The organism is Pseudomonadota bacterium (assembly GCA_027624955.1).
Lineage (GTDB): Bacteria > Pseudomonadota > Alphaproteobacteria > UBA828 > UBA828 > PTKB01.
This window is the reverse complement of the sequence record JAQBTG010000081.1, coordinates 1-3,795: the sequence shown is the minus strand read 5'-3', so window position 1 is coordinate 3,795 and position 3,795 is coordinate 1. Positions and strand designations below refer to the sequence as shown.

General features: G+C 56.6%; 6 protein-coding genes. 3 read left to right on the top strand and 3 right to left on the bottom strand.

Annotated features, from left to right (window positions below; genetic code table 11):
* The 3 genes from O3A94_17135 to O3A94_17125 form a co-directional block, all read left to right on the top strand.
* Positions 1-550 (top strand): autotransporter outer membrane beta-barrel domain-containing protein (locus tag O3A94_17135; protein ID MDA1357973.1); only part of this gene is annotated, 550 nt, incomplete at its 5' end.
* A 138-nt stretch (positions 551-688) separates the two neighbouring features.
* Positions 689-1,564: an alpha/beta hydrolase gene (locus O3A94_17130; GenBank protein ID MDA1357972.1), complete on the top strand. Its 876-nt coding sequence runs from the start codon at positions 689-691 to the stop codon at positions 1,562-1,564.
* 214 nt (positions 1,565-1,778) lie between these two features.
* Entirely contained in the window at positions 1,779-2,534 is a 756-nt protein-coding gene (locus O3A94_17125) for a YdcF family protein (GenBank protein ID MDA1357971.1), read from the top strand.
* Between the two features lie 43 nt (positions 2,535-2,577).
* On the opposite strand, the gene O3A94_17120 is transcribed toward O3A94_17125, so the two are convergent.
* From O3A94_17120 to O3A94_17110, 3 genes are read right to left on the bottom strand one after another with little or no spacing between them, the layout of a single operon-like run.
* Positions 2,578-3,093 carry an amidohydrolase family protein gene (locus tag O3A94_17120; GenBank protein ID MDA1357970.1) on the bottom strand — a complete coding sequence of 172 codons (516 nt, stop codon included), beginning with the start codon at positions 3,091-3,093 and terminating at the stop codon, positions 2,578-2,580.
* Positions 3,094-3,144: 51 nt separating this feature from the next.
* Positions 3,145-3,282 (bottom strand): hypothetical protein, encoded by a 138-nt coding sequence (locus tag O3A94_17115; GenBank protein ID MDA1357969.1) that lies wholly within the window; start codon positions 3,280-3,282, stop codon positions 3,145-3,147.
* Positions 3,283-3,288: 6 nt separating this feature from the next.
* Positions 3,289-3,762: a hypothetical protein gene (locus O3A94_17110; GenBank protein ID MDA1357968.1), complete on the bottom strand. Its 474-nt coding sequence runs from the start codon at positions 3,760-3,762 to the stop codon at positions 3,289-3,291.
* Positions 3,763-3,795 lie beyond the last annotated feature (33 nt).

Genomic DNA, 3,795 nt, shown 5'->3' with positions numbered 1-3,795 from the left:
CGAGGTGGAGACCAGCCGCGACATCAATTTTGGCGGTCTCAATTTAGTCGCCAAGGGCGAGTACGAAGCCGATCAATATACGGCGCGGGTCGGTGGCGGCGTGCCGCTTAGAAGTGGCCGGCATGTTTTTACACCGAACGCGGCGTTCCAATACACCCATCTTTCGAGCCAAAGCTTTACCGAGACCGGTGCGGGCGTGTTGAACCTGGTGGTTAATCCCGAGGATCTGGACATGGCGGTTGGCATCCTCGGCTTAAATTATGAAGCTACATACGCGGCGACAAACGGCAGCTGGACGCCGCAGGTTCGGACCAGCGTCTCTTATGATTTTTCCGGAGATGACGCCGATTCAGTTTCTCGGTTTACAGGCGCCGCTACGACTTTCACGACTAAGGGCGCGGAAGTTGAAGAGTTTGGCGGCGCGGTTGGTGCCGGACTTACCTTCTCCACGGCTGACGGCATGTGGGACCTCAGCGCTGATTACGATGCTGATATCAAGAGTGACTTTCTTAGCCACACGGGCAGTTTCCGGGCTAAATACAACTTCTAGAATCTCGTTATCGCGAGAAAATAAATATCGATTGGATGGCCCCGCCGTAACAGCGGGGCCATCTTTCATTTGGCAATGGAAGCGTCCTATCAAACGAACCAAATTAAAAATGAGCAGTAGGCAAGGGGCGTGCGCGTAGTGGCGCAAGAATCCAACATGCAAAACAATTTGATTTCAGTCGTGGCCGTGCTCTTCGCTATTGTAGCGCTTGCCGCCTGCGCGGGCGTGGAGGACCGCCGCGACGGCGCGCAGCAATTAGCGCGTGGCGCGGGTTTTAGCACGCAAATCTTGCGCGGCGACGCATTCGAATTGCAGACATTTTACCGTGCTGGGCCATCTTCCGCGGCGGCCTCCGGCCCGGCGCTAAGAGTTTATATCGAAGGGGATGGTTTTGCCTGGATCAGTCGCTACCGCATTTCGCCCGATCCGACGCCACGAAATCCCGTTGGACTGAAGTTAGCTGCCGCCGATCATACTTCAGCCGTCTTCTATATCGCCCGGCCGTGTCAATTTATCGGCGTTGGTCGTAATCCCAATTGTACGCAGAAATATTGGACCAGCCACCGGTTTGCTCCCGAAGTGATTGCATCGACTTCGGCGGTCATTGATCAGGCCAAGAAAATTGCCGGCGCGACAGTTATCGAGCTGGTCGGATTTTCAGGTGGTGGCGCCGTAGCGGTTCTCGTGGCGGCGCGCCGTTCAGATGTCGCGAGCATCCGCACCGTCGCGGGAAACCTCGATCACGTGACGCTGCATCGACGCAAAGAAGTACCGCCCTTGACGGGTTCCCTAAATGCAGTCGACGTCGCGGCACAAGTTGCTGCCATCCCGCAGATTCACTATGTCGGCGCAGAAGACGAAATTATAGGTGCTTACGTTGCCAAATCCTATCGCCACCGCGCCGGCACAAGCAATTGTATTGCAATTCAAACCATATCCGGCGCATCGCATACCGGTGGCTGGGACGAAATATGGCCCAGTCTCGTTGCGTCGCCGTTATCAGGCTGCAAATAGAATTGGTTGCCACATCGACCGTGGTTGGTAGCTTTGAGCCGCGCTTATGGCGAGGCTGCTGATATAGTTCTGTGCGCGGCAAGTGCCGCAATGGACGAGAACATGCAAACTCAAATAGCATGCCTTACAAGCGACAGCAGCGCCTTCCAAGTCATTCGGCTGCCGCGTATACAGAGATTGTTAGTGCCCGCTCGGGATCTCGGTCGGTAACGCTATGGCGGGATTCATTGCCAGCAAGATCGTTACGCTACTGGTGCTGCCACCCGGCGGCCCCATACTTATTTTGCTATTGGGCCTCTGCCTACTTTTCTGGTTTCGCAAAATTGCCGTGACGATAATGGCTTTCGGTTTGCTGGTTCTTTACGCCTGTAGCATGCCGCTCGTTTCGAAAGCTATTTGGCCGCACTCAGACGACCTTCAGGCCGTGGTTTCACCAGCCGATTTGAATTCTGCCGAAGCGATCGTGATACTGGGCGCCGGTCTTTACGCTAATGCACCCGAATATGGCGAAGATACGGTAAGTGGGTCGGCGCTAGAGCGGATACGCTACGGCGCCCATTTACACCGATTGACAGGCAAGCCGCTTCTCGTCACCGGCGGGCGGCCCAAGGAGAGCACGCACTCTGAGGCAGGGGCGATGAATAAAGTTCTCAAAAACGAATTCGGCGTTGCGGTGCGATGGACCGAAGAACGCGCCCTGAACACTCGAGACAATGCCGATTACAGTCGCGAAATACTAGAAGCGGAGGGAATCGATAATATTCTTCTCGTCACGCATGCCGATCATATGCCGAGGGCAAAAACTGAGTTTGAACGCGTCGGGTTCAAAGTCTTGCCAGCGCCTACAAAGATACGCGCGGTCTCTTCCTTTTCCTTTTTCGACTTTTTACCGAGCGCCGGGGCGCTGAGTTCGACCGCGCGCAGCCTGCATGAATGGCTAGGTCGCGCCTGGTATGCCATTTCTGGGTGACGCGTATCGCGCGTCCAAGAAACGAGGAAATTGGATATTGTTCTCAAGCCGTCCGAATCCGCCCGCCCTTGATCACTAAATCGCGCGCGGCGTGGGTCACGACGGCTTCTTGTACAGAGGCCGCCCGTAGCACGACAAGGTCTGCCGGGTTACCGACGTGTAAGCCGAAATTCTCCAAACCAAGGGCCAGTGCGGCTTTTGTCGTGGCGAGCGCGAATGCCGCTGATAAATCCACATCGCTTTTCATATCGCTTAAATAGGCGATCAATAGGGCGCGTTCCAGCATGTCTCCATTGCCGAAAGGGGACCAAGCGTCGCGAATATTATCGGACCCTGCGAATACCAGCACGCCGCTTTTCAACAGCAATTTCACTGGCGGCATCGCGCCGAAGCCCGAAGCTGCCGTCATGATGGCGACGCCAGCTTGCGCCAATTGTTCAGCCGTGGCGGCGGCACTCGATTCCGCTACCATACCCAGCGCATACGCATGGCTCACGGCGACGCGTCCGACAAGGCCAAGCGCCTGGCAGCGTTCCGCAATCTGCTCAAGCTCGTAAATGCCGAGCTCGCCGCCATCATGTAGGTGAATATCGATGCCAGCGTCGTAGCGCTACGCTAGATCGAATATCAGGTCGAGCTGGCCCTCAACATCGCCGTCGATTGCCGCCGGGTCCACCCCGCCGACGGTCTCCACGCCGAGCTTTAATGCCTCTTCCAGCAGTGCCGCGGTGCCCGGCGCCGCGCGCACGCCGCTTTACGGAAAGGCCACAAGCTGGATCGACACGCGATCGCGAATTTTTTCGAGTAGTGCCAGAATCACTTCCAGGTTTGCGAGTCCAATCTCGGGATCGATGTCGACATGGCTGCGCAGCGCCACAGTCCCTTGCTCTGTGAGCAAGTCAATCAGCGCTGTGGCGCGTGTTTCCAGCGGTGTGTTGTTGCGTGCCCGAATATCTTTTTCGGCGGCGATGCGTTCGACGACGGTGCCGCCTCGACTATGAGGAATCCAAGGCCCGCCCAGTAGAGTTTTGTCGAGATGAACATGGCCGTCCACCAACCCCGGCGCGACCAGTCGCCCCGCCACATCAATCTCGCGAACATTTTGCGGCGCGGTTAAGCCGTCGGAGATTTCAGCGATTTTTCCATCGCGAATGAGAATGTCGGCGGTTGTACCATCGGCCAGCAGGCCGCCTTTTAATAGAAGGCCGGTATCAATATTGTTGCTCATAGGCGCCAGTGTGGCGCAGCTCGCCGGGCATCA